General features: G+C 61.7%; 21 protein-coding genes and 1 pseudogene. 13 read left to right on the forward strand and 9 right to left on the reverse strand.

Going from position 1 to position 24114, the window contains the following annotated elements:
• Window positions 1–133: 133 nt before the first annotated feature.
• Both NKI69_RS00375 and NKI69_RS00380 read left to right on the forward strand, forming a co-directional pair.
• Window positions 134–415: a type II toxin-antitoxin system ParD family antitoxin gene (locus NKI69_RS00375; protein WP_023811572.1), complete on the forward strand. Its 282-nt coding sequence runs from the start codon at window positions 134–136 to the stop codon at window positions 413–415.
• A 20-nt stretch (window positions 416–435) separates the two neighbouring features.
• The gene (locus tag NKI69_RS00380; RefSeq protein ID WP_348625591.1) at window positions 436–711 is read left to right on the forward strand and encodes a type II toxin-antitoxin system RelE/ParE family toxin; all 276 of its coding nucleotides are present in this window, start codon (window positions 436–438) and stop codon (window positions 709–711) included.
• Between the two features lie 49 nt (window positions 712–760).
• Here NKI69_RS00380 and NKI69_RS00385 read toward each other — a convergent pair whose 3' ends face one another.
• The gene (locus NKI69_RS00385; protein WP_023811574.1) at window positions 761–1537 is read right to left on the reverse strand and encodes a helix-turn-helix transcriptional regulator; all 777 of its coding nucleotides are present in this window, start codon (window positions 1535–1537) and stop codon (window positions 761–763) included.
• 112 nt (window positions 1538–1649) lie between these two features.
• On the opposite strand from NKI69_RS00385, the gene NKI69_RS00390 reads away from it, so the two are divergent.
• From NKI69_RS00390 to NKI69_RS00410, 5 genes and pseudogenes are all read left to right on the forward strand, one after another.
• Window positions 1650–3809: a hydantoinase/oxoprolinase family protein gene (locus NKI69_RS00390; protein ID WP_352719549.1), complete on the forward strand. Its 2160-nt coding sequence runs from the start codon at window positions 1650–1652 to the stop codon at window positions 3807–3809.
• Window positions 3810–3822: 13 nt separating this feature from the next.
• Window positions 3823–5988: pseudogene (locus tag NKI69_RS00395) on the forward strand (hydantoinase B/oxoprolinase family protein); the annotation flags it as partial.
• A 34-nt stretch (window positions 5989–6022) separates the two neighbouring features.
• A complete protein-coding gene (locus NKI69_RS00400) occupies window positions 6023–6517 on the forward strand; it encodes an acetone carboxylase subunit gamma (protein WP_023811577.1) in 495 nt (164 codons plus the stop codon).
• 88 nt (window positions 6518–6605) lie between these two features.
• On the forward strand, window positions 6606–7433 hold the full coding sequence (locus tag NKI69_RS00405) for an SDR family NAD(P)-dependent oxidoreductase (RefSeq protein WP_352719551.1): 828 nt from the start codon (window positions 6606–6608) through the stop codon (window positions 7431–7433).
• 201 nt (window positions 7434–7634) lie between these two features.
• Window positions 7635–8948 (forward strand): O-antigen ligase family protein, encoded by a 1314-nt coding sequence (locus NKI69_RS00410; RefSeq protein WP_023811579.1) that lies wholly within the window; start codon window positions 7635–7637, stop codon window positions 8946–8948.
• Window positions 8949–9304: 356 nt separating this feature from the next.
• On the opposite strand, the gene NKI69_RS00415 is transcribed toward NKI69_RS00410, so the two are convergent.
• Together NKI69_RS00415 and NKI69_RS00420 are read right to left on the reverse strand one after the other, a co-directional pair.
• Window positions 9305–10570: a polysaccharide biosynthesis/export family protein gene (locus NKI69_RS00415; RefSeq protein WP_164892842.1), complete on the reverse strand. Its 1266-nt coding sequence runs from the start codon at window positions 10568–10570 to the stop codon at window positions 9305–9307.
• A gap of 100 nt (window positions 10571–10670) precedes the next feature.
• Window positions 10671–11348: a sugar transferase gene (locus NKI69_RS00420; RefSeq protein ID WP_023811581.1), complete on the reverse strand. Its 678-nt coding sequence runs from the start codon at window positions 11346–11348 to the stop codon at window positions 10671–10673.
• 601 nt (window positions 11349–11949) lie between these two features.
• Here NKI69_RS00420 and NKI69_RS00425 point away from each other — a divergent pair.
• Window positions 11950–12225: an exopolysaccharide production repressor protein gene (locus NKI69_RS00425; RefSeq protein WP_023811582.1), complete on the forward strand. Its 276-nt coding sequence runs from the start codon at window positions 11950–11952 to the stop codon at window positions 12223–12225.
• Between the two features lie 97 nt (window positions 12226–12322).
• Here NKI69_RS00425 and NKI69_RS00430 read toward each other — a convergent pair whose 3' ends face one another.
• From NKI69_RS00430 to NKI69_RS00455, 6 genes are all read right to left on the reverse strand, one after another.
• On the reverse strand, window positions 12323–14164 hold the full coding sequence (locus NKI69_RS00430) for an ABC transporter ATP-binding protein (protein WP_352439763.1): 1842 nt from the start codon (window positions 14162–14164) through the stop codon (window positions 12323–12325).
• Between the two features lie 8 nt (window positions 14165–14172).
• Complete coding sequence (locus NKI69_RS00435) at window positions 14173–15159, reverse strand: phosphoenolpyruvate carboxykinase (ATP) (RefSeq protein ID WP_023811584.1); 987 nt, start codon at window positions 15157–15159, stop codon at window positions 14173–14175.
• On the reverse strand, window positions 15156–17078 hold the full coding sequence (locus NKI69_RS00440; RefSeq protein WP_352612488.1) for a lasso peptide isopeptide bond-forming cyclase: 1923 nt from the start codon (window positions 17076–17078) through the stop codon (window positions 15156–15158). Before NKI69_RS00440 ends, NKI69_RS00435 begins: the two co-directional genes overlap by 4 nt.
• Entirely contained in the window at window positions 17075–17668 is a 594-nt protein-coding gene (locus tag NKI69_RS00445) for a lasso peptide biosynthesis B2 protein (RefSeq protein ID WP_352719554.1), read from the reverse strand. Before NKI69_RS00445 ends, NKI69_RS00440 begins: the two co-directional genes overlap by 4 nt.
• Window positions 17652–17966: a PqqD family protein gene (locus NKI69_RS00450; protein ID WP_352719556.1), complete on the reverse strand. Its 315-nt coding sequence runs from the start codon at window positions 17964–17966 to the stop codon at window positions 17652–17654. The genes NKI69_RS00445 and NKI69_RS00450 overlap by 17 nt, the downstream gene beginning before the upstream one ends.
• A 136-nt stretch (window positions 17967–18102) precedes the next feature.
• The gene (locus NKI69_RS00455; protein WP_013891488.1) at window positions 18103–18255 is read right to left on the reverse strand and encodes a lasso peptide; all 153 of its coding nucleotides are present in this window, start codon (window positions 18253–18255) and stop codon (window positions 18103–18105) included.
• A gap of 512 nt (window positions 18256–18767) precedes the next feature.
• Here NKI69_RS00455 and NKI69_RS00460 point away from each other — a divergent pair.
• From NKI69_RS00460 to NKI69_RS00480, 5 genes are all read left to right on the forward strand, one after another.
• Window positions 18768–19898 carry a nucleotidyltransferase family protein gene (locus NKI69_RS00460; protein WP_352673345.1) on the forward strand — a complete coding sequence of 377 codons (1131 nt, stop codon included), beginning with the start codon at window positions 18768–18770 and terminating at the stop codon, window positions 19896–19898.
• 95 nt (window positions 19899–19993) lie between these two features.
• Window positions 19994–21016, forward strand: coding sequence for a glycosyltransferase family 2 protein (locus tag NKI69_RS00465; RefSeq protein ID WP_023811589.1), 1023 nt, complete (start codon window positions 19994–19996; stop codon window positions 21014–21016).
• Between the two features lie 282 nt (window positions 21017–21298).
• Window positions 21299–21694 carry a single stranded DNA-binding domain-containing protein gene (locus NKI69_RS00470; RefSeq protein WP_023811590.1) on the forward strand — a complete coding sequence of 132 codons (396 nt, stop codon included), beginning with the start codon at window positions 21299–21301 and terminating at the stop codon, window positions 21692–21694.
• A 148-nt stretch (window positions 21695–21842) separates the two neighbouring features.
• Entirely contained in the window at window positions 21843–22700 is an 858-nt protein-coding gene (exoK, locus tag NKI69_RS00475) for an endo-1,3-1,4-beta-glycanase ExoK (RefSeq protein WP_127289886.1), read from the forward strand.
• Between the two features lie 67 nt (window positions 22701–22767).
• A complete protein-coding gene (locus NKI69_RS00480) occupies window positions 22768–24099 on the forward strand; it encodes a UDP-glucose dehydrogenase family protein (protein ID WP_023811592.1) in 1332 nt (443 codons plus the stop codon).
• The last annotated feature ends 15 nt before the right edge of the window (window positions 24100–24114 follow it).

A 24114-nucleotide genomic window follows, 5' to 3' on the forward strand; every position in this document is an offset into this window, starting at 1 on the left:
CCGGGACGGCGCGGTTCCGCAAGAGGAATTTTGAGACTGCTAGCAGGCCCCATGTCGGTTCTTCGCCCGACAGATTTTCTAACGCTATTCGATATTGGTATGATATAATCACACCGACATCATAGGAGAAATCATGGCTGCCACCGAAAAGCGCACCTTCAGCCTGCCAACAGAGCAGGCTGCTTTCATCGACCGTCTCGTTGAATCAGGAACCTATGCGACCAGCAGTGAAGTGATCCGCGCCGGGCTTCGTGCCCTGCAAGAGCGCGACGCGGCCGTAGAGCGTTGGCTGCGCGAGGAAGTCGTGCCGACCTATGACAGATGGAAGGCAGACCCTTCCCGAGTTATCCCAGCCAACCAGGCTTTTGACGACATCCGCGCTCACCACGCCGCCCGCTTTAAGAGGGATGTGTGAAGCGCCGGCATATTGTTCTGTTGCCGGAAGCCCTAGCGGACTTAAGATGGATATACGACACCATCGAGATCGCCGCCGGCAACGTCACGGCCATACGCTATATCGAGCGTATCGAAGCCTACTGCCAGGGTCTCGACTACGCCTCGGAGCGCGGAACACGCCGTGACGATCTGCGGCCGGGGCTTCGGGTTGTCGGTTTTGAGCGCCGTGTAACGGTGACCTTTACAGTGGAATCCGACCAAGTGGTGATTTTCCGTGTGTTCTATGGCGGCGCCAATTGGGAGGATGAGCTCTAACCTGCAACGGGAAAAAGCGTAAACCGCCTAGCTGTCCGAACCCCGGCTGTCAGTCGACCAGATGCTGGAAGAACTGCAAAAACAATTCCCGCTCGGTGGTGATGTCGAGCTTCTCGTAGATACGCCGGCGGTGGTTCTTGACCGTGCCGACGGTGATGCCGAGGCGCTCGGCGATGTTCGCCGTCGGGTGGCCGGCGAGGATCAACTGGACCAGCTCCCGCTCGCGCAGCGACAGCTCCGGCCACAGGCTGGCCGGAATGGTCGGCTCCTGCCGGGGCGAGGCGCCGGGGCTGGTCGGTGCCGATGTGCGGGAGAATTCGGTTCCGCGCGCCTTGATGTCGAGCGCATGCAGCGCCTCGAACACCGGCAGCCGCTCGTCCAGCAGGGCGATCTCGCTGTCCTTGAAAGAAGCGGTCGAGCGATCGAGGAAGATGCCGAGGCACCAGTCACCGCCATCGGCCAGCATGATGCCGACCTCGTCGCAGATCTCCGACTGTGCCAGGAAGCCGGCAATGTACTGGCCGCGCTTGGCCTCGTCGTCGGCGAGCCGCTTCAGCGGCATGATGCCCAGCCTTCGCTCGCGCCGCCACGAGGCATAGAACGGGTCGAAGACGTAGTAGTTGTCGAGATAGCGCCGGACCATTTCATCCGAGAAGCGCCGGTGCTTGACGAATTCCGGCGTCTGCGTCGCCGAATAGCGCGTCACCGTGACGAGGTCGTGCTCGATGTCGGCGCCGATCAGGTCGATCAGGCAGTCGACATGCCTGTCGGTGCCGGTGGCGGCGATCGCTTTGGCGAGCGGCGCCCAGATATTGTCCATGCGCATGCCCTTTTCTCGGCGATGTCAGCCCAGCCGTCATTATGTCTTTAGGCATATGGCGCGAAGCCGCCTGTCGAATCTAGCCTAGCGTCAACCTAGACCAGATCCCGAGGCGACCGTGACCCAACCCAATCTCACCGCCCCCATCGTCGGCAATCCAATCGTCATCGGTATCGACGCCGGCGGCACCATGACTGACACGATCCTTGTCGATCAGGACGGCCACTTCAAGATCGGCAAGTCGGCGACCACGCCGAAGAACGAAGCCGAAGGTTTTCTCGCGTCTGCCGAGGATGCGGCGGATGCTTGGGGCATCTCGCTCGAATCACTGTTTTCCGGCGTCAACGTCGTGCTCTATTCCGGCACCGGCATGCTCAACACACTGTTGTCGCGCACCGGCCGCAGGCTCGGCCTGATCACCACCAAGGGCCTGGAAGACATGATCCTGATGGGCCGAGGACTGCAGGCCTGGGCCGACTATTCCTACGCCGACCGGCTGCATGCGGTCACCCATCACCATCCCGATCCGCTGGTGCCGCGCCGCCGCACGCATGGCGTCACCGAGCGAATCGACCAGTTCGGCGACATCGTGCTGCCGCTCTACGAACACGAGGTCTCCGCCGCCGCGAAAAAACTGATCGCCGACCAGGTCGAGGCGATCTGCATCATGACCATCTTCTCGCACGTCAATCCGGTGCACGAGAAGCGCATCGCCGAGATCTGCCGCGCGGAGGTCGACAAGGCCGGCGCCGACATCATCGTCTACACCAGCCATGAGGTTCGCCCGGTTATTCGCGAACAGTCGCGGCTGAATTCGGTGCTGATCGAAGCCTACGCCACCTCGCGTGGCCGCAAGCAGCTCAAAGGCATCGAGGATGTCTCGAAGAAATACGGCTTCAAATATGGCGTGCAGACGCTGCTCTCCTTCGGCGGCCTGACCTCGATCAACCATCCGCGCCTGCATGAAACCATGATCTCCGGCCCGATCGGCGGCATTCTGGGCGCTGCCTATGTGGGCAAGCTGATCGGCAACGACTCGCTGATCTGCTCGGATATGGGCGGTACCTCCTTCGACATGGGCGTCATCACGCGCGGCCAGACGCGGATCGAGAACGAGCCGCTGATGGACCGTTTCAAGCTCAACGTGCCGACGCTGCATCTCGACACCATCGGCGCCGGCGCCGGCATGATCCTCAAGGTCGATCCGCTGACCAAGAAGGTCTCGCTTGGGCCGGAAAGCGCTGGCTCGGATCCCGGTCCGATCTGCTTCGATCGCGGCGGCACCGAACCGACCATCGCCGATTGCGACGCCATTCTCGGTCGCCTCAACCCGCACTACTTCCTCGGCGGCAAGGTCGTGCTGCAGGTCGAAAAGGCGCGCCGTGCCTTCCAGGAGAAATGCTCCGACATGTTGGGCGTCGGACTGGAGGAAGCCGCGGAAGGCATGATCGACATGCTGGAATCCGACGCCAACAACGCGCTGCGCCGCGTCATCTCGGGCCAAGGCATTCATCCTTCGGAGTTCACGCTGCTGTCCTATGGCGGCTCCGGTCCTCTGCATCTGGCCGGCTGCTCCAGGGGCATCGGCTTCAAGGACATCATCACCTTCCAGTTCGCGGCCGCCTTCTCCGCCTTCGGCTGCACCACGGCCGATTTCATGCGCCGTCATTCCGTCTCGACGCAGCACGACATCACGTCACGTCCCGACGAGGCTACGCTGGCCGCCTTCGGCGCCAAGGTCACCACTGTCTGGGACGACCTGACCAGGGCCGCGGTCGACGAGATGATCGCCGACGGCCATGCCAGGGAGAAGATCAGGACCGTGCCGTTCCTGATGATGCGCTACACCGGCCAGCTCGAGGACGTCGAGGTCATGGCGCCACTTGCCAAGGTCGATTCGGCCGACGAGATGCGCAGGGTTCTCGACGAGTTCGAGGCCGTCTATGCCAAGGTCAACCATCGCGTGTCGCGCTATGGCGAAGCCGGCTTCACCATCACCGAACTCGGGCTGATCGCCACCGCTGACAAGGTCAAGCCGGTGCTGCTCAAGCGACCCCTCGGCGCTTCCAATCCTGCTTCCGCCCACAAGGGTGTGCGCGAGGCGTATATCGGTGGGCGCTGGCACAAGGCCAATCTCTACGAGATGGACCTTTTGCAGCCCGGCCATGAAGTCATCGGCCCGGCCATCATCGAACATCCCGCCACCACGCTCGTCGTTCATCCGCAGGACCGCGTCCATGTCGATGAATGGACGTTGCTGCACTACACCCACGCTTGAGAGGGCGACCGCCATGTTGGACAAACCTGCCTCGGCCCTGCGCCTTCGCGAAAGATTGCTCGATTCCGAGCGGCTGATGGAGGAGACCGGTTGCTATGACGGCATCACCGAACTCACGCTGCGCAACCAGGATCCGCTGAAATTCGAGACGCTGCACACCAAGCTGCGCGCCTATTGCGTCTCGGCACGCGAAATGGCCCGCCGCATCTCGGCTTCGCCCGGCGTGCGAGAGGTCGGCGAAATGGTGGTCGCCATCTACACGCCCGAGGGCGACGCCATTGCGCTCTCCAACGGCATCATGGTGCATGTCCATACGATGAGCCGCTTCATCAAATGGATGATCAAAAACGGCTACGAGGACAACCCTCGCATCCGCGAAGGCGACATCTTCGCCAACAACGATGCCTTCATAGGCACCGTGCAGGTGCCCGACGTCATGGACGTCGTGCCGATCTTCCATGAAGGCACATTGGTCGGCTGGGCAGGCGCCGTCTGCCATGAGCTGGAAGCCGGCGGCATCACGCCGGGCGGCGACGTGTGTCTGGCGCAGGAGCGCTTCACCGAGGGTCTGTTCGTCTGCGCCGAGAAGATCGGCGAGAATGACGAGATCCGCCGCGACTACGTCATCCGCTGCGAACGTAATCTGCGCATGCCGATCTACTGGGTGCTGGACGAAAAGGCCAAGGTCGCCTCCTGCATCGACATGCGCGAAAGCGTCAAGCAGCTGATCTCGGAGATCGGCCTAGACTACTGGATGAAGGTCTCGAAGGAGTTCATCGAGGAAGGCCGCCGCGCCCAGCTCGCCCGCACCCGCCAGCTTACCGTGCCCGGCATCTATCGCGGCCACACTTTTTACGGCCATGTCACGGCGGGAAAGCCCGGCTTCCAGCTGCTCGGCGATCCCGACTGGCTCTATAATATCCCGATCGAGATGGAGATCACCACCGACGGGAAGATCACCATGGACTTCGAGGGCACGCAGCCCTGGGGCTACCATTCGATGAACTGCACGCCGGCCGGCATGGATGGCGGCATGTTCGTGACGCTGACCCAGCACATGAATTTCGAAGGGCTGGTCAATGACGGCGCCTGGATGGCAACCGAACTGAAACTGCCGCACGGCACCTGGACCAACCCCGACAACGAGATGGTGGCGACCGCCACCTCGTGGGCGCTGCTGCTGCCAGCCTATGGCGTCTTCCAGCGCCTGCTGTCGCGCGGCTTCATCGCCCGCGGCTTCGTCGAGGAGGCCTTTGTCGGCCAGGTCAACAGTCCTATGATCGAAATGGGTGGCGAGAGCCAGTACGGCACGCCGTTCGGCATGGCCCATTTTGAATGCGCCGCCGCCGGCTCCGGCGCGCTCGCCATCAAGGATGGTCTCGACACCGCCTATGTCGGCTGGAACCCGGAATCCGACATGGGCAACATCGAGGTCTGGGAACAGTCGATGCCGATGGTCTATATCGGCCGCTCGATCGTGCCGAATTCCGGCGGTGCCGGCAAATATCGCGGCGGCTGTTCCTTCGTCTCGACCTGGCTGATCAACAAGACCTCGCATCTGCGGCTCCACACCTCCGAGCACTCCTCGCGTGTGTTCGACAACGCCGGCATGTGCGGCGGCTATCCGGCGCCGACCTGCCAGAAGCATCGCGCGGTGCGCAACTCAGACATTCACGAACTCGCCGCAAAAGGCGAACCGCTGGCGCATGCGCCCGGCATCGATCCGCATGTCTCCGACTACGAGCGGAACATCGGTGGCGACCATGTCGTGGTCGAGGGCCCCTACATCACCTCGCCGCACAAGTCCGGCGACATCTTCAGCCATTCCTACAATGGCGGCGGCGGTTACGGCGACGTTCTGGAGCGCGATCCGATCAAGACGGCCTGGGATGTCGAGAACGGCTTTCTCACCCGGCAAGCGGCGGACCAGGTGTTCGGCATCGTGCTGAAGGACGATGAGGACGGTTATCCCATCGCCGATATCGACGCCACGGTCGAGCGCCGCGCCGCCATGCGCAAGCAGCGTCTGGCGAAAGCAGTACCGGTGGCGGATTGGATCGCCAAGGAGCGCGGCCGCGTCAAAAAGGCCGATTTCGCCCCCGAGGTGAAGAAAATGTACGCCAGCGCGATCAAGCTGTCGCCGCGCTTCACCAGCGAATTCAGCGAGTTCTGGAACGTCGATGCCAGATCGATCTTCATGCCGGGAGCAAACCATGACCTCGTACAGCAAGGAAGTCCTGGGCGATCTGGCCGCAGGCAAGCTGCCCTGGCCACAGACAAGGCGGATCATGAGTGCCTACAAGGACGATGACCGTTTCTTCAAGATGGTTGCCGTCTATCAGGATCGCGTTGCCTGGACGGACCCGATCCTGCTGCCGGTCTCGGATCATCTGTTCATCTGCCAGAGCGGCGATGAGCGCATTACCCGCTGTGAATGCGGCCACTCCTTCGGCGACTATCGCAAGAACTGGAAGCTGAAGGCTGCGATCAACGTCCGCAACACCGAGGAGGCTTTGCGCGAAATCTATCCGAACAGCGATCTCCCCGATCCCGAGTGGATGGAAATCCGCGAATTCATCTGTCCTGAGTGCGGCACGCTGCACGAGGTGGAGGCGGCGGCACCTGGCTATCCCATCGTCCACGATTTCGAGCCCGACCTCGAAGGCTTCTATCGCGAATGGTTAGGCAAACCGCTCCAGCAAACATGAAACGCTGGCGATGGAGGCTGCGCCGGTGTGATTGCCAAATCCGGTCAGGCCTGATTGCCTGCCCGGAACGAAGTGGAGACCGTGCGCCATGACAAACCTTTCCGGCCGTAGCGCCATCGTTACCGGTGGGTTCTCGGGCATGGGCTTTGCCATTGCCACGGCTTTGGCTGAAGCCGGCGCCAATGTCGCCGTCGGCTCCTACATCGCGCCGGCCAGCTCTGACAGGTCCGATGCCGCCTACTATCCAGGCGCGGACGAGATCGAGCGGGTGCTTACGGCTCTCGCCGCCCACGGCACCAGGGTCCACGCCGCCCATCTCGACGTCCGCGACAGCGACGTCACCAACCGTTTTGTTGCGGAAGCCGAAGCGGCCATCGGGCCGGCCGACATTCTGGTCAACGCTGCCGGCACCACCGCCGAGCAGCCGGTCTGCGGCCATTCCGACGCGCTGTGGGACAAGATCGTCGACACCAACCTGACCGGCGCCTTCCGTGCCACCCGCGCCGTGCTGCCGGGCATGATTGAGCGCGGCTGGGGCCGCATCGTCAATATCGGCTCAACCGCCGCCTCGGTCGGCTGGAAGGACAACCCAGCCTACTGCGCGTCCAAGGCCGGCCTTCTCGGCCTCACACGCTGCGTGGCGCTGGAAGGGGCAGCGCATGGCGTCACCTGTGTCATGATCAGCCCGACCTGGGTCGAGACCGAACTGATGCGCCGCAATGTGGCGCAGGTCGTCGAGCGCGAAGGCAAGGGGCGCACCGCTGAGGAAGCGAGGGCCGAGATCGCCAAAGGCAACCCGCAGCAGCGCATGCTGCAGCCGCAGGAGATTGCGGCTCTGGCGGTATTCCTGTGCTCGGATCTCGCCAAGGGCATCACCATGGAGAACATCCAGATCACCGGCGGAGCGCTTTGGTAGCGTCTCGGACGCGCAACCAGCTGATCTCTCCGCAGATGCCTCGCTGTAAGACAAGGTGACCGGATTTGCCATTGAGCGCCGGGCGCAATCGGTTATATTGCACTGCACAATGGAGACGCCGTTTATTGCACGCCCATATTTGCGAAGATTCCGGCCGGCTCATGGCTTGCCGGCCCTGGGTCGTGTCGGCGAGACTCTGAGATGAAGATTCCAAAGTCCCTGCTGATCGATCCCGAGAAGAATTCGGTCTATGGCGCCTTTGCCGTAGTCGTCTCGATCTGGGCGTTTTCCTATTCGGTCATTTTCGGCCAGGTGCTGATCCTGGCCTACTATGCGGTCTGGCTTCCGCTCATCCTGGTCGACTACCGGCGGTTTTTGCGACATCTGTCCAGCGCCTGGCTGCCGCTGCTGTTTGCGGCCTATGTCTGCTTCTCGGTTTTCTGGTCGCAGGCTCCCGGCGTCACCGCAAGGACGTCGGTCCAGTATTTTTCCCATATTGCCTGCGCCTACATAGCTGCGCGCACCGTCAGCGTGCGCACGTTGACCATAGGGGCGCTGGTCGGGATATTCGTCGTCCTTCTCTATTCTGTGAAGGTCGGGAATTATTCCGAGGATGTCCTCGACGGCACCGTGAACTTCGTCGGCGCCTTCGCCTCCAAGAATCAGATCGGCTTTGTCGGCTCGCTTGGCATCTATTTCTGCGTTGTCTTCCTTGCGTTCTACAGACGCGGCCGGCTGAGCTTCATACTGGCGGTGCCCGTCGTGCTGCTGTCCGCCTATGTACTGGTCGCCTCGCATTCCGCCACCTCGATGGCCTCGATACCCGCGGTTCTGGCGCTGGTGGCGCTTCTTGCGATGAGCAAACTTCTGTCACGCCGCTATCGCCGGGTCATCTTCCTGATCGGCGCCGGCCTGCTGGTCGTGACGGCCTTCGTCGCCTTGAATCTCGGGCTGATGGACTTCGTCCTCGGCCTCTTCGGCAAGGATTCGACGCTCACCGGGCGAACCTATCTTTGGGAACAAGGCTGGAACACGGTGCAGAAATCGCCGATTCTCGGCGTCGGCTATGCCGCCTATTGGGTGCAGGGCTTCGCTGAAGCCGAGCGGCTGTGGAACGAATTCTACATCACCACCCGCACCGGCTTTCACTTCCACAACACCTACATCGAGGCCCTCGTCGAACTCGGCTTCGTCGGAGCGACGCTGGTGTCGCTGATCATGCTGCGCACGCTCTACGGCCACGTCTCGGCGGTGATCTTCAAGGCATGGCAGGCGGACTCGGTGATCCTTTTCGGCGTGATGGTGCTGCTGCTGATCCGCTCCTTCGTCGAGGTCGAGATTCTCAACCCCTACATCATGGGTTCTTTCCTGATGTATTTCAGCTTCTTCAAGCTGGCGCGGCTGCCCGTTACCCGCAGGCGGCGGTCGCCGCGTCCCGAGCCGGCTGACGCGGCCGGGGGCGAGGCTGACTGGCCTCGGCATGCCCGCCGTCCGGCGGTCGCCGATCAGGCGTGAGCTATCGTCTCGGGACCTGAAGTCGCGTCAATACAAATTCCCCTGATCGAAGGCTCAAGCAGGCCGGGCGCGAGGCGGGAAATCCATGCCTCCGCGAAATAGACTGAAACGCTGGATTGTCAGACTCGCGTGCTCCGAGCGACCAGGACGTCCGGCGCGCAGCTGTTACTGTCCAAAAGCCGTGCTCCAGAAGCGCCAGGGCGTCCGGCCGGCACTTCCAGTTACGGCGCCGCGAAAACCAATCTCAGAACGTGCAAATGCGAATATCCGCGGACCATCCGCTCACAGAAGGCGACGAGCGTATGAAGCGGTTCTGCATTTCTGTAAAATGATGAACCGCTCAGCGCTTAGCAAGTCTACTGGCTGGCCAGCGGCGCCAGCTTGACCTTGATCACATCGCCAGGCAGCACCGGGGTTTCTTCCTTGGCGGCTATCTCGGTGGTCTTGCCATCGAGATTGCGCACCAGTGAATAGAGCAGGGTAGGTTGCTGATCGTTTGTTATAGCGGCCGCCATCGCGGGATCGCTGGCCTGGGCTATCAGGCCTTTCTGCATGTTCACCTTCAACGCGGCCTCGTTCAGGTCGGCTTCGGTCTGCTGCCGGTCAGTGGCGAGACTTGAACTCAAGGTGTTCTGGGCATCGATAGCATCCTGCTTCGCCTTGCTGATCGCCTGCTTGGCGGTGAGGATGGCGGTTTCGTAGTCCAGGATCTTGCCCTGCAGGTCGGCCACGGACTGGCGCGAATCCAGCAGACGGGCATTGGCGATCAGGCCCTTTTGCGCCAGCGGACCGATGCTGGCGAGTTGCTGCTGCGCCAGGTCGACCTGCTGCTGCTGATTGACGATCTTCTTCTGCAGCGATTCGATCTCGGACTCCAAGACACCTTTCAGATCGTCGAGCGCCTCGAGTTTCAGCTTCAGCGCCTTTTGGTCGGCCGTCAGGATCGTCATCTCGTCCGCGACGATGGCTGGCAGCCTTGGATCGCCCTCGACTTCCTTAGGCACGTCGAAACTCGCCTTGCCGGCCATGTCCGCATCGATGCGGGCGCGCCTGACGATCAGTCGAATGCGCTGGTCGTCGGAGATGTCGAACATGCCCTTGGCGGTGACAAGGTCCTTGCCGAGCTGGGGGCCGTAATCGGCGTTGCGCCTGATGCCGCCCGCGACGCTGATCGCCTTCAACACCGTCAGGTCTGGGACATAAGGAAATTGACCTGGGTTCTGGACTTCGCCCGAAATGTAGAATGGCCTGAACTGCGCCATCTCGACCGAGGCTTCCGGTCGGTCTGACAAAGCGAGCTTTTTCTGCAAAGCCTCGCCGATCGCCGCCGCGATTTCGGACGTGGTCTTGCCGGATGCCGGCAACTCGCCGGCGAACGGCACCGACAGCGTACCGGATGGACCGACCGTGTACTCGCCATTCACCGCCGACCAGTCACGAAATGTGCCTTCGACGGTCTGCCATTCGGCGACGCGGATGGTGAGCTTGTCTTGCGAGCCGAGGCGATAGTCGCCGGCGGCGGCGATATGCGGGACGACGAGCGCCATGGCAAGGCATGTGGCCAGCAAACGCGCCCGCCGCAGCCGGCCGGAATCCGGGCCGCTGCGAAAGGCTTCGAACAAATCTGTTTTCAACTCAACGTTCCGATCCGCTATAGCCCCATCGCCCGATGAGCTTGCGTCGAATGGCCGATGCCAATGTCTGGCATTGGCCACCGGCCGGTCAGTAAGAACCGCGCGACATCCAGACGGCCGGGACGGTCTTGATGATGATGCGAACGTCCTCGAACAGCGACCAGTTCTCGACATAGTGGCGATCGAAGGCGACGCGGCTGTCATAGGACACATCGTTGCGGCCGCTGACTTGCCACAGGCCAGTCAGGCCCGGGCGGGATTTCAGGTAATAGACGGCGGACGTGCCATAGATCTCCAGCTCGTCGCGCACGACCGGACGAGGGCCGACAAGGCTCATGTCGCCCTGCAGGATGTTGATGATCTGCGGCAGCTCGTCGAGGCTGAGTTTCCTCAGCACTGCTCCGACACGGGTAACGCGCGGATCGTTCTTCAGCTTGCGGGTGGCGATCCATTCCGCGTTGGCGTCCGGGTTGGTGGCGAGATAGGTTGCCAATACCCTGTCGCCGTCCGGAACCATGGTGCGGAACTTCAGGCAAGGAAAAATCCGCCCGCCGCGTCCAATTCGCCTGTGACCGTAGAAAATCGAGCCGCCGTCGGAAAACTTGACCAGCAGCGCTATCATGACAAACAGCGGGCTGAGTGCGATCAATCCAATCAGTGAACCGGCGATATCGAAGCTGCGTTTGAGCAAGCCGCCGATCGGTGGCGGAAAATCGATGTCAGCCTGCGAAAAGCTCGCCGTGGCCGACTTGGCAACGTCCCTCATGCCGTAAACTCCATGCGTTGAACGAATGGTTCAGCGCACGATACCAAAAAAATGTTGCAGCGCAACACACAATTTACCACCCCATTGAAATAGTCACGTCATGAATTGACTAAATAATAAGCTTGTCATGCACAAATTTCGGCGTATTTAGCACATTTGTGACAATAAATGGGCACGGCCGAAAAAATAGGGGCCTTTGTGGGGCCGTTTTTAGGCAGACCTACCTATCTGTCAAGGCAAGCTGCAAACTAGTGCTTTATCCTGCCCTAATGCATGGTGAAAACCGTATAAAATACTACTTAATATTGTCTATCTTACTGAAAATGCCGAGGAGAGCAGATCGGCTTAGCTCCCGTCGCGTGCATTGCAGCATGGCAGAGTCGATCGCAAAAGCTCGATCAAAAATATCCGAAGTTGCCCTTGCCGCCTATTGCTCGCCTTAATAGAATTGCAAATTATACCTGTCACGGTGACGACAGGTGGAAAAGGCCGGAAGCAACCGGTCGAGAGTGGGCGACCTTAACAAGCCCACATGACAAGGGACGGCGCTCGGGTGGGGCAATCGTGATAAATACCCGAGCCGGTTTATGGGCTGTTGGGCATGGCACTTCCAAAATTCATCCTCGGGATGATTTTCGCTCTGGCGATCGTCGTCGGCTGGTCCTGGCTGGGCGGTGCGTCGATAGGCACGATATTGGTGCGCGTCATCATCTGCGCCGTGATCATTCAGGCCGGCTATTTCGTGCTCATCTACACCATGATCGCCAGGAGCGCTCCGACGCCTGCCGACATAGCCCGTGACGCCGAGCGCAAACTGAACGCACCAGAGGTCGCCGAAAGCGAGAAGCTGGGCGGTGCCAGGCGCGGCCTGCATTGATGCAGATTGCTCAAACCTGCCCCCGGTTTGGAGGCATGCTTCGAAACAAGAGACCAGGCGCCGCGTGAATCCGTTTCGGCGCGTCTTGGTCGCCGGCTCACGCGACATCGGCGGGTTCGCTCTCTGACTGTTCCCCCGACAGCATCCTCGACAACCGGCTGCCGGTTTTTTCCTTCAGCCGCTGATATTGGCCGACCTCGACGATACGGCCGTTTTCCATCGCCACCACCCAGTCGGCGAAGGCGATCATCGACGGCCGGTGCGCGATGGTCAGGATCGTCATCGTGCCGCGCAATCCGTCGATCGACCTGACGATCAGCGACTGGTTCTGCCAGTCGAGCGCGCTGGTCGCCTCGTCCAGGATGAGCAGCGACGGCTTGCGCAGCAGCGCGCGTGCGAGCGCGATGCGCTGGCGTTCGCCGCCCGAAAGCCGCACGCCGCGATCGCCGACCACCGTCTCGAGCCTGAGGTCGAGCCGTTCGACAAACTCGCCGGCGTGCGCCTGATGCAGCGCGGCCCACAGGTCGCCATCGCTGGCCCGTGGCGCGGCAAGGCGCAGGTTCGCCGCGATCGTGTCGTGCAGGAGGAACACGTCCTGCGGCACATAGGCCACCTGGTCGCGCCAGCGACGGCGATTGCTGGCATCGATCTCGACGCCGTCGACAAGCATCATGCCGGTGGTAGGCTCCAGCAGGCCAAGCAGCATATCGGCGATCGTGCTCTTGCCCGATCCGGACGGGCCGATCAGGGCGGTGACCTTGCCGGCCGGCAGGCCGAAGGTGATGCCGCTCACCACCATCTTGGCGCCAGCATCTCCGTAGGCGAAGGAGACACCGCGAATATTCAATCCCGTATTGAGGGAGAGTGTCCCGGCGTCGGCGAACTCGGTATGGCCTGGTTCGCGTTCGGCGTCGAAACGTGCCTGCAGGCTGCGCATTGCCGTAAAGGCGGGCAGGTTGATCAGCACTTGCTGGGCTTGCGTCTGCATGTCCATGAAGCGCGGCGCGATGCGCATGAAGACCAGGAGCAGGACGACGATCTCGGCCAGCGACAGGTTGAAGCGGACCAAAGCCACATAGATGAACAGGCTCAGGCCCACCACGCTCGCCACCTGGAATACCGCGGTGCCGATGGTGCTGTTGCGCACATAGTCGATGTTGTCGGCCTTCATCCTTTCAAGCGTCGACCGCAGCTGCGCGAAATAGCTGTCCTCGACATTCAGGCTCTTGGCCACCTTGATGCCGCCGAGAAATTCCGAGACCGTCCGGTACTGATCCTGGCGATTGGCGGTCAGCACACGGCCGAAGGCAGTGGCCCGTGCCCGGAAGGGCCGCAGCGCCACGAACATCAGCATGCCGATGACGACGGCAAACAGCGTCATGACCGGCGAGATGAACATGGAAACCAGGAGATAGCCAGCCAGAAGAACGGCGATCTGCACCAGCATCAGCAGTGAGAACGCCGCGCCCTGGACGCGGTCGATGTCGCCGGTCAGGGCATGATCGAGATCGGAACTGCGCATGTGGGTAAAAACGCCCCAGCGCGCCTTGCCGATGCTTTCGAACAGGTTCATGCGAACGCGGTTGACGAAATCGAACAGCAATTTGGCCATGTAGACCGACTTGAAGCGATTGAACGCCGCCTGCGCTGCAACAAGCCCGACCAGCGCGCAAAGCACGGTCGTCAGCTGCAGCGTGCCGTCAGGCACCAGCCAGCGCACGAAATCATTGTTGGGCAGCCGAACAGCGAAATCCTGGTCGGCGCGTCCGACCAGATGCAGCAGCGGGATGAGCAGCAGGATGGAGATGCCCTCGGTCAGGCTGCCGAGGATGAGGAAGAACAGTGCCGTCCATGTTCGCCGGCCGCCGATCCGGGCAATGGCGGCGCCGAATGCGGCAATTTCTCGAAACAGCGACAGGCGAAGGATTGGCTTCGACATGGTTGTGCTCACGGCCGCCGGCTGCCAGCCGACAGATCCTTTTCGATCAGCTCCACGGCTTCGCCGATCCTGTCCAGGCCCGTCGGGACTTCCAGCCGGTACACGCCGATATGGTTAGCAATCCATGAACATTGCTGAAGATGCGCCGCCGCGAAGTCGTCGGGCAGCGCCGCACGGCCGAAGCGCGTCACATAGGAGAATTTGATGATGGCCGGCAGGGCGGCAATGGCGGGCAAGGGCGTGATGTCAGCCCTTTCGCCGCGCTCGAGGACATAGATCCTGGTCGCCGGCACCTTGTCGCCTGAAAAGTCACCGTTCAGGCGATGCTGCATTTTGTCGATCGCCGGATGCACTTGCGGCCGCACTTCCGCTTCCCCGAGCGAGATCGCCGCAGCGGCGTCGGCCGCCAGCTTGATCTGCGGAAAGCCCGGAACGGTCATTGGCTCACTCGGATTGGCAAGGTCCAGCGCCACCACGTCATCGGTAAGCAGTCGATGCCCGGCCCGGATCATCGCGCTTGCCGTCGTCGACTTGCCGGCTCCCTTGTCACCCATGAAGATGGCGCTCGTGCCGGCGGCGGCGATGGCACTGGCATGCAGGACAAGCAGGCCGCGCCGGTGCAAGAGCAGCGCCATGACCGGACCGAGCAGCGGAAACGCGAGCAGCGCATCGTCGACGCCGGGCGCCGGTTCTATGTCGATACGGCTGAAATCGGTGATCAGGAACGCGCCCACGGCATGCCAAGCCAGATATTGCCGGTCCGGCTCGAAGCGAAAGTCGGCCGCGGCTTCGAGCGCCGGCTTTGGCAGGTCGATCGCGCCGACAGCGATCACGAGATCCGCCGCCCCCGGCGGCGCCGGCTGCAGTTCGGGCAACATCACCTCCGACGCGATGGTCAGACCATAGGCGCGGTAGAAGCGGCGTTTTCGCATGGCCCGGCCATGTGAACAGGCATCATCATTGTATAGAGCGAGCGGCTCGTTGCGCGGCATCACGTGGGGCTCCCGCCGTGCTGGAGTTGCCGCAGCCAGAGCGACAGCGAGGCCGAGCGCCAGACATACTGGACATCCAGGGGGGCTGCCTGATCGGGCTGGCGCAGCAGTCGCGCATAGGCAGCACTCACTTGCGGCAGATTGACATAAGGCGCGATGCGGTTCGCATCCGAGACCAGCAGCTGTTCCAGGAGGTCGCGATGGTTGCGCAGCATGCCGTTGACGAGATTGGCGGTGAAGTCGATCTTGTCGCGCCGCCACTGCACCGCCTCCGGCAATACGCCTTGCATGGCGCGACGCAGCACATAGCGACCAAAGCCGTGGCTCAGCTTCTCCTCGCCCGGCAACGCCAGGCAGAACTCGACCAGCGGCTTATCCCAGAATGGGTATCGCGGCTCGACGCCGAAATTGGCGGCGGCCTTGTCGAGAACCTCGAAAGCATGCGGGACATAGCCGTTCGACAGGATCCAGCGATGGCTCAAGGCGTCGCTGGCCTGAACGCCGGGCGGCATATAGCCGGCCCGGTGAAACCGGTCGACAAGCTCGGTGCGCTTGGCAAGGTCCGGATTGATCAGGTCGCGCCAGCTTCGTGCGCGCTGCACGTGCGCGGGCTTGCGGATCCTGTTCAGGGCACGGTTGGCCAGATGCCTCAGCTTGGCGATGCGCCAGGCCGGCCCGTAGAGGGTCAGGAACTGGAGATAAAGGCCAAGCGTGCTGTCGCCATAGGTATTGGAGGCGCTGCGGACCTCGCGCCACAGATCCATCCATCGGCCGCCATTCGCAAGCTCGTGCAGGTGACCATGGCCTTGGGAAACGACCTCGTCGCCGCCATGGCCGTCCAGCAGCACCTTGATGCCCTTGGCGCCGGCAGTCCGGTAGATACCGCGGGTGAGCGTCAGGCCCGGCGCCAGGAACGTTCCTTCCTGTTCTTCCAGCACGCGTTCGAATTCGGCGAATGGGGCATAGTTGCCGACCGGGATCAGCGTCGCGTCGACCTTCTGCTGGTCGAGAACGGCATCGATGAAGGGCCGCTCGTCCATCGGCGAGCCCCTCTCGAAAATCAGCGAGAAGGTCGGCAGCTTCGGCCTGCGCGCAGCGGCATTCTGCAGGCCGGCGACACAGGCGATAGATGAGGAATCGAGGCCGCCGCTCAGCATTGCGCCGACTGCCGAGGTCCCTCGCATGCGGTTGCGCACCGATTGCGAGAACAGATGGGCGAATTCCTCCGATGCATCCGACCGCAAGGGCCGCGCCGACGGCTCGATCTGCCAGTATCGGCGCAGCACCACCTGTTGCGCGGTGACGGTTACGCTGTGGCGGGCCGGCAGGCTGAATATATCGCTGTAGGGGGTCGACTGCGGGTCGTCGGGAAGCCCGGCCAGGAAGCCGGAGATCTGGCGCTCGCTGACACGTGCGCGGATACCTTCGACCTCCAGGATCGGCCCGATCTCGGACGCAAAGGCAAAACGCTGGTCCGCCGCGTGGTAGTAGAACGGCTTGACGCCAAAATGATCGCGCGCGCAAAACAGCGATTGCCGCTCGTCATCCCAGATGGCGAACGCGAAATCGCCTTGCAGATGCTCCGGACAAGCTTCGCCCCAGCGTAGATAGGCCCGCATCAGCACGATCGCGTCGGCCACCGACTGGTCGCGGATACCGAGCCTGGCCAGCAACTCGTCACGGTTGTCCAGCCGGCAATCGGCGGTGATGGCGAGCCGGCCGCCAGCCATCGTCAAAGGGCCTGGACCGACCTCATCCGATGTGTTGAGCCAGGCGTGGCCAAGGGCGATGCTGGTGTCCAGCCACCATGAACCGCCGTCGGGACCGCGATGGCGCATGCGCGCCAGCATTTGCTGAATGTCTGCCGCCGCGACCGCCGGTGCGTGTGCTCCGCGCAGCAGGATTCCGGCGACGCCGCTCATCGGCTGCCGTGGTCGACGAGATGGGCGAAGCCATCGATCGATCCGCCAAGCACGATATGGTTGTCGCTGACCAGCCAGGCATGTGCTTTCAACTGCTCGCCCGTACCACGTTCGATGCCGATGCGTATCGTCGATTCATTGCCTTGGCGGGCGAGAATATACTGGCCGGAGAGCGCTTGGGTCAGGCACGTAGCGTAAGGGACGAAACGGGCCGCGGCGGCAACACCCCAGGCGACACGCCGCAGTTCGCCCATCGAGGCGCACTGCCGCGCGTCGAGCCGCGTCACCAGGCTGCGTACACGATTGTAGGACAGCAGGGTCAGCCCCAGCCGAACTGTCGCCACCACCAGCAGGCACTGGCCAAGGAAGATCATTTCCGAGCCGCTCAGGGAGAAAATCCTGACCAGCCCGTGCCGGCTTCCGCCGCGCTTCGACTGCTTGAGGCCTGTTTCCCTCGCGGGTTCCTGCCGTAAAGCCGTTGCCCGCGAAACCATGGCCCGCGAAACCAGGGCCCGCGAAACCAGGGCCCGCGAAACTATGGCCTGCCAAACCAGCGCCTTGTGCTGGGTCGGCTTAGACAAGTGCCTCATGATGCCGTGTCGCAAGCCCATTTTCGGCCAGGCCCTTCAGCAATGCGTCGACATCGGCCTGGCAGCGCACCGGGTCGACATTATAGCGCGCAAGAACGGCGCTGCGGATGTCCCCGAGCGACCGGGGCTCCTGGATCAAATCCCAGATGAAGGCGCCGACGCCATTCAGGCTGTAGTAGACATTGGATTTGAGATTGAGCAGAGCCAAGCCATCGCCGAACTCGCAAGCCACGGCATCCTTGGTCGCACTCACGCTATCGTGGTCGGCCAGATCATGGTCGGATTGCTTCCAGTTCATCCCCGCACCTCACTGACAAAACGCTTCGACATCTCCGGTTGGCGCAGGAGAAGTCGGGAGGCTGGCCCCCCGACCCTCTTACGTCTGCTTTTGAATCCAGAGTCCCGAAATGTCACTCTGGAAACGGCTATAAGTCTCAGGAGAACGTCAGGTCGCCGATCGGCGTGTGCGCGGGGAACGATGCGTCGATCGCCGTGTTGCCGCCGCCACCCTGGGTGATGGTCTCAATCGAACCATGAACCGTCAGGCTTGGTGTCTCGTATTCATGCTTTTCAACATTCTGTTCCATTTTACTCTCCGATTTAGGACTGGAAACGGCCTGTCGAGTGCCGTCAGCACTTTTATGCTGCAATGCAATAGCTGCACGGCAGCATTTATGAGTCAAGACTGTTTTACCTTCCGTTAATCAATTACGTTGCTGGCGTCAGGACATGAGCGGCCATGCCTAAAACTTGTCACTTTTTAGCCGATTCCTTGGGCACGATGGCAGCGCCCGCGCTGATTCTTTAAGCATGTGATTTTGCTTGCATAAGTCGTTTGCTTTGTGCCTATTTTTAGGCGTCGCTAATGGAAAGAATTTTCTGTTTGGAAAATTCGGCCGGGGATCGGCAAAAGACCTGACAAGGATATTTCAGCCGCGGTTCTCACTTCTTTCCGACGCGATCTCGATAGGCGCTCGGTTGCAAAAATTCGCACTGCAAAAGGAAAGGCTTTACGGCACCGAGGTTTTTGGTGATGTTTGCTTCGCACATGCAGCATAAGTGTTCGCGCAAACCGCTTTCTTTGGAGATTGTGCGCTAAATGGCATTGCCTGACGGCTCATACGAACGATTGCGCGCCGCCGGCTGTGCCGACGAGGTGGCCTACGTGCAGGCCTGCCTGCGATTCTATTTTGCCGGGCCGCACGCCGGCGCGGGCGACATTTCGATGCGTGATCTGGACGGTGCCAAAATTGCCGACATCGCCAGGCTGAACAAGGTCGCCACCTTTGTCCTCAAGGCCCTTTCGCGCGCACCCGCGCTTGAGAGGCCGCCTGAGCTTTTCCGATGGCTCGACACCTACCGCAGGAGAACGGTTTCGATGAACGCGTCCTGCATCATGGATTCCATGGCGGTCCATGATGTGCTGCGCGCCAACGAGATCGATTTTGTTTTTCTGAAGGGTCCGTTCCAGCAGCAGCTTCTCTACGACGACCACTTCATGAAGCCGTCCGGCGATGTCGACATTCTGGTTTCGCCGCTCGGATTTGTTAGGGCGCGTGATGCCCTTCGCAAGATCGGTTATGAGGTATCAGGCAAGTCGAACTCCGTCTGGTGGGTCCGCTTCCTCGGCGAACAGCACATGACCCGGGACGACGGGCCGAGGTCGTCCACGGTAGATCTCCACTACCGCCTCCAGCAGCCCGGCTCGCCAAGCCCGCGCGACGCGGACGGGTTCCTGCGGCGCAAACGACAGGTCGAAATCGCCGGCGCGACGGTGCCGTTCACCTCGGTTGCCGATACTTTGCTTTTGTCCTGCATCAGCGTTGCCAAGGCACTTTTCAACCGGGAACCCTGCGCGGGCTACGTCTGTGATATCGGCGCCAGCGCCGGCCGGCTCGACGAGGCGGATCAGCAGCGTTTGCTCGATGCCGCAACCGTGCAAGGTTTGGACGACACGCTGCTGCTTGGCCTGCGCGCCGCCGATGTGCTACTCGGCGGTGCTGGCACGCTGCTGTCGCAGCGCGCGACCAGGATCCTGTCGCGCATCGGCAATGAGGATCTGCTCAGCATGGTCATCGCGCCGTGGCTGCCGTCGCTCCGGTGGCCACAGCGGCGAACGGTGCTGTGGGAACTGTGCGGCCGCGCGCCGGTCCGCTATCTGGCGGAAGCCGGCTGGGCGGCGTCCGCCGATATCAGCCGCCGTATCTTCGAGCGGCCGGGGAGTCGCTGAATGAAGGCAAATCGGGTGCTGATGGCAATTCTGTAGGGCATCGAAGGAGTACGGGGCGAGGGCAAATCGATATTACCTGTACGAGAGGCAAATCCATGTCGATGACGAAATCCGAGGTCTGCGTGATCATCGCGGCAAAAAACGCCGCAGCGACAATCGCCGTCGCCATCGCATCCGCGTTGCGCGAACCGGAAGTGGCGGAGGTCGTCGTTGTCGATGATGCCTCTACCGACCACACCGCCGATGTCGCACGATCCGCCGATGATGGCAGCGGGCGGCTCTCCGTGATGCGCCTCGATGTCAATCGCGGCCCCTCCTTTGCCCGCAACGCAGCCATCGCCGGCTCGAAATCGCCGTTCATCAGCATTCTTGATGCCGACGATTTCTTCCTCGAAGGCCGGTTTCGCAACCTGTTTGCCGGCGCCGATTGGGATTTCGCAGCCGACAACATCATGCTGATCAGGGATGATGCGACGGGCGACGCGACGAAAATCGTCGCGCCGCAATTTGCCGCCGATCCGGAATTCCTCGATTTCGAGCGCTTCGTCGAAGGCAACATCTCCAGGCGCCGCGTGCAGAGGGGCGAACTGGGCTTTTTGAAGCCGGTGATCAGCCGTGCCTTCCTCGACCGCCACGGGTTGAGCTACGACGAGAGCCTGCGGCTGGGCGAGGACTATGAACTCTACGCCCGCGCGGTCGCATGCGGGGCGCGGTTCAAGGTCATTCGCTCCTGCGGCTACGGCGCCGTCGTCCGCGCCGATTCTCTGAGCGGCCGCCACAAGACCCAGGACCTGAAGCGTTTGGCCGATGCGGATCTGGCGCTGCTGGCGATAGACAGTCTGCCAGAAGGCTCGAAGGCGGTGCTAAGGCGGCATGAACGGCACGTGCGCGACAAATATCGGCTGCGCAATTTCCTTGACGTCAAGGCTGAGCGGGGGCTGGCATCGGCTGCGGCTTACGCTTTCGCCAGCCTGTCCAACCTCGTCCCCATCGTCCAGGGCGTGGCTTCCGACAAGCTCGAGGCGCTGTTTCGTCGCGTCGGCCTTATGTCCAGCCAAAAACATGTCCCGCCGCGGCGTTTTCTGATGGCCGGAACCAGCATGGGCAAGGAACGCTGAGAGCGGGCCCCGGTGCTTGCAATTTGTCCTCGCGGCACGTCATCACGGAAACCATTTCGGCCGGATTTATGAGTTTACGAATTGGGTGGTTGCCTCGCGGCTCCGACGATGGCAGTCTATGTTGCGGTGCAGCATAGTGGACGACCAGCCGAACTGGCCCCCGATCGGATTGGTCTGATGTCTCTCCGGAGCAGGACAACGCAACACGAGTTTTTGAGCCCCGGCTGCGGGGATCGGCCAGAAGCCCGGCCCACAAGCCGGCGATGACAGGAACCTGAGTCCATGGCCTCGATATTCGGTTTCAGATCAAGGGATCCGGCCCGCGACCGGCAGGCCGATGTTTCACGTCTTGATCGTCTGGCAAAGCTGTTCGAGCAGATTGCGGCCGAGATCGAGGCCGAGAGAACCGGGCTTGAGAATCGCTACCGGACAACGTCGACCAACGCCGCCTTCCTGGTCGAAGCCATGGAAAACGGCTCAGCTTCCGACAAGCGGTCTTCGGAAGTCAGCGCACTGACACAGTCGATCCTGAATTGCGAACGCCGCATCGCGGCGCTGTCGCGCCAGGACGGCATGATGAAAGAGCTCCGTCATTCGCTGGATATGGTCTTCGACGAGAATGCCGATTCGGCCACCTCGGCGGAATTCGCCTGGCCGGCAGGCGCAGGCAGAGGTTGAACGTGAAGGCTCGGAACTGTTGCAACAGATTTGATGCAGGGCGGGAAGCAATCGAGAGGGTCACAAGGGAGGTCAAGGTTGGCCCGTTCAGGAGCGGTTCGAACGTCGACTTTGGGTTGGGGACACACAGCGCAAAGGTGAGTTTGGTATGAATTCGAATCCGAAACCTACGACAGCAATTGACGCACCGTCTCTCTCATATCGGGCCGGGCAAGCCGCCCGGCGGCGGCTGGGGTCGCTCGGTGCGTTGCTGCTGGCTGCTCTTGGCGCTTTCGTGGCAACCCCTTCCTACGCCCAGGACATTCCGACATCGCCGTCCTTCGTCGATGATTTCAAAAGCTTCGATCGTGCGCGCTGGTATGTTTCCGACGGCTGGAACAACGGCAGCCATCAGAATTGCACCTGGTCGAAAGGCATGGTCGGACTGTCGAATAATGTGCTGTCGCTCGGCTTCGAAAAGCAGACGTTGAAGGATCGCGACTACGTCTGCGGCGAGATCCAGACCAAGCAGCGCTTCGGCTACGGCACCTATGAGGCACGGCTGAAGACCGATACCGGCTCCGGCCTCAACGCGGCGTTCTTCACCTATATCGGTCCCAGCGACAAGCAGCCCTGGGACGAGATCGACTTCGAGGTCCTGACCAAGGACACCTCCAAGGTGCAGGTCAATGCCTATATCGCGGGCAAGGGCAAGAACGAGAAGCTCGTCGACGTGCCGGGCGGCACGGAGAACGCCTTCAACGACTACGCCTTCGTCTGGCAGAAGGACAGCTTGCGATGGTACGTCAACGGCCAGCTGGTGAACACGATTACCGACCCGGCGAAGCTGCCCAGCCATGCACAGAAGATATTCTTCAGTTTTTGGGGCAGCGATACGATGAAGGGTTGGATGGGAGCGTTCGCGGATCCGGGCCGCAAGCTTTCCCTGCAGATCGAGCGGGTTGCCTTCACGGCGCTCGGCGAACCCTGTCAATTTCCGGAATCGCTGGCATGCAGTGTAAAGTAGTTGGGAAAGTCGATTTGAACCGGCGGGACCGAAAACGGTCCGCTGCCTTGCATGGGAATGAAACCGAATGAATTTGACGGTGTTTGGAATTGGCTATGTCGGCCTCGTGCAGGCTGCGGTCCTTGCCGAAGTCGGGCACCAGGTCGTGTGCGTCGACATCGACGCCGCCAAGGTCGAGCGGCTCAACCAGGGCCTGGTCCCCATTTTCGAACCCGGTTTGGAAAACCTCGTTAAGGAAAACCATGCTGCCGGCCGCATCAAGTTCACCACCGATGCCGCCGCCGCGGTCAGGCATGGCGAGATCCAGATGATCGCGGTCGGCACGCCGCCGGGCGAGGACGGCTCGGCCGACCTCAAATATGTGCTGGCCGTCGCCGAGACCATCGGCCGCGAAATGGACAAACCCAAGATCGTCGTCGGCAAGTCTACGGTGCCGGTCGGCACCTGCGAAAGGGTGAAAGCTAGGATCGCCGACACGTTGAAGAAAAGAGGCCGCGAGGACCTGGCTTTCGATGTCGCTTCGAATCCCGAGTTCCTCAAGGAGGGGTCCGCGGTCGCCGACTGCATGAAGCCGGACCGCATCATCGTCGGCACCGACAGCGAGGACACCGAGGCTGTGATGCGCGAACTCTACGCGCCGTTCAACCGCAACCACGAGAAGATGATCGTGATGGACGTGCGCAGCGCCGAATTCACCAAATATGCCGCCAACTGCATGCTGGCGACCAAGATCAGCTTCATGAACGAGATGGCCAATTTGGCCGAACAGCTCGGCGCCGACATCGAGGAGGTCCGCAAGGGCATCGGCAGCGATCCCCGCATCGGCTACCATTTCATCTATCCGGGTCTGGGTTATGGCGGCTCGTGCTTCCCCAAGGACGTGCGGGCGCTGATCAAGACCGCCGAAGGCGTCAAGTTCGACGCCAAGCTGCTGCGCGCCGTCGAGGAGCGCAACAACGCACAGAAATCGGTTCTCTTCGACAAGGTGGACCGCTATTTCAAGGGCAACCTCAAAGGCAAGACCTTTGCGCTCTGGGGCCTGGCCTTCAAGCCCAACACCGACGACATGCGTGAGGCGCCGGCGCGCGTCCTGATGGAAGCGCTCTGGAAGGCCGGCGCCAATGTGCAGGCCTATGATCCCGAGGCGATGCAGGAATGCCAGGCCATCTACGGACTGCGCGACGACCTGCTTCTGTGCGGCACCAAGGAGGCGGCGCTGCGCGGCGCCGATGCGCTGCTGATCGCCACGGAATGGAAGAGCTTCCGTGCGCCCTCCTTCGATGCGGTGAAGGATGCGCTGATTACGCCGGTCATCTTCGACGGCCGCAACCTCTATGACCCCAAGGTCATCGCCCGCCACGGCATCGAATATCACTCGATCGGCAGAATGGCGGCATGAGACCAGGTCCTGGCA

The sequence above is a fragment of the Mesorhizobium sp. M0491 genome (assembly GCF_040321265.1).
GTDB lineage: Bacteria > Pseudomonadota > Alphaproteobacteria > Rhizobiales > Rhizobiaceae > Mesorhizobium.